This is a genomic window from Hymenobacter sp. AT01-02 (assembly GCF_000961955.2).
In the GTDB taxonomy this organism is placed as follows: domain Bacteria; phylum Bacteroidota; class Bacteroidia; order Cytophagales; family Hymenobacteraceae; genus Hymenobacter; species Hymenobacter mucosus.
On sequence record NZ_JZIR02000248.1, the window covers coordinates 1 to 1729 of the forward strand.

Here is a 1729-nt window from a genome sequence, read left to right on the forward strand (position 1 = left end):
CGAAGCCGACTCAAAAAGTGCCGGTCTCAAACTCACGCCGGGGTTGAGGCGTCAAGTAGGCGCTGCCCCACTAAGTTAGTGTCGTATTGAGCTGCTGCTTGCTCATTGACCAGGGTCCAGCGGAAATCCACGATATGGCCGGCTTCGTCGCGCACGGCATCAAACACTTGGATAATGGCCGTCGAACTATCGAGGGTGGCCCGTACCAACTGGTCAGCCTGAGCCTGGGCCACTTGCTCGCGGCGTTGGCTTTCGCTGAGCTGCGCCTGGGTGCGCTGCTGGTCGGTAACGTTGACTACACTGTGCAGCAGGTGACGCACCTGCCCCGTGGCATTGAGCAGGGGAATGTTGGTGGGCAGCCAGTAGCGTTCCGTGAACTGGCCGGGCTGCTCCGGGTTGGGTACATCGTAGTGCTGCAAGGCCATTTGGTGGGGCTGCCCAGTGGCCAAGACCTGCTCAAGTGAAGCCCGTAGGTTGCGCACGGCATGTGCCTCTTGGGCCTGCGGGTTATCGGGGAATACCTTAAAGAGGTAGTGCCCGACAAGCTGATGGCGCTCCGTTAGGGTTTCGGCTAGGTAGGTGTTGCTAACCTCCTCAATAATGAACTTGGGGGAAAGCAGGAGGTAGGCACCTGGCAAGGCGTGAAAAATAGCGAGCAGCGTCAGACTGTCGAGTGGGGCAGCAAGAGACATACGGGCAGGAAAAAGGCGAAGCAGTTAACTGACAAAGCGCCGAACGTGAGCTAGCACAGAGAGTTCATACCATAAAGTCCCTGCGAAAAGTTTCGGATGCCTTACGCAACTAGCAGCTTCTTGCCCGCCTAGGCTCTGCACACGCACTGCTAATAGCCCCATCGGCAAGGGTTGCGGCTTCCTACCTAACCTGATCCTGGAGGGGCAGTAATAAGATTGGCTGCTTGCTCTTCAGAGTAAGTCAGAGGTGGTAAATTGGCTTTGGCGCAATACACTTAATTAGCTGGCTGTAAGTTTATTGAGCGGACTCTAGCCGGTCCACTACCTTAGCAAGGGTTCTACCTGTCAAAGCAACCTGGAAAGAGTTTCCATACCTATCTTACGCGCTTTTACTATGCCTTACGCGTTGTTTTTGGGCTATTCAAGAAGTTATAGCACAGTTATTTCCTTGGTTGCTTATCATCACCCTTATTTCTCACATGCATACCGAGGAAATATAAGTAGTCACCTGCCCCGAGTTGCTACGGCGCGTTGATTTTTCCGGCACGCAATATATTCTCACACCCATAAGCTCTCTTTAGTAAGTTGCCTTACCAATTTACCGCTAGTCGCACGCTATCATTATGTTTCCTTCTCTTTCCTGGCTGCTAGGTGCAATAGCTCTGCTCTCGGCGGCCACCAGCGCGTGGTCCTCCCAACACCGGCCTAGTAGAACCATCGTGCGCGGCCACCTCGCCCACGCGCCCGCCGGTGACACCGTGCGCTTATGGTACGGCTCCCAGCAGGTTAAAACGCCCTTGGGTGCCAGCGGCGACTTTACCCTGGTAGTAACTGGGCTACCCCATGCTACCTCAGCCTCGCTCTCGTATGCCCGTCAGCGCACCCCGCTCTACCTGAGTCCGGGCGACAGTCTGCACCTTACCCTGGACTTTGCCCACTTCGACGAAACTGTGCGCTACACCGGCCGCGGGGCCGCTGCCAATAATTACTTAGCCCAGGTTCTGTGGCGCTTTCAGGCCGCGCCCACTGCTGCGTCG

At 55.9% G+C, this 1729-nt stretch carries 1 protein-coding gene and 1 pseudogene; one reads left to right on the plus strand and one right to left on the minus strand.

Features of this window, described 5'->3' with window-relative positions; translation table 11 throughout:
• Window positions 1–32: 32 nt before the first annotated feature.
• Window positions 33–692, minus strand: coding sequence for a PAS domain-containing protein (locus VI25_RS22910; RefSeq protein ID WP_055562976.1), 660 nt, complete (start codon window positions 690–692; stop codon window positions 33–35).
• Window positions 693–1315: 623 nt separating this feature from the next.
• Here VI25_RS22910 and VI25_RS22915 point away from each other — a divergent pair.
• Window positions 1316–1729, plus strand: a pseudogene (locus VI25_RS22915) (hypothetical protein); the annotation flags it as partial.

Coding starts and splice junctions, on each gene's coding strand:
- VI25_RS22910 (WP_055562976.1), bottom strand. CDS start 692: ATGTCTCTTGCTGCCCCACTCGACAGTCTGACGCTGCTCGCTATTTTT.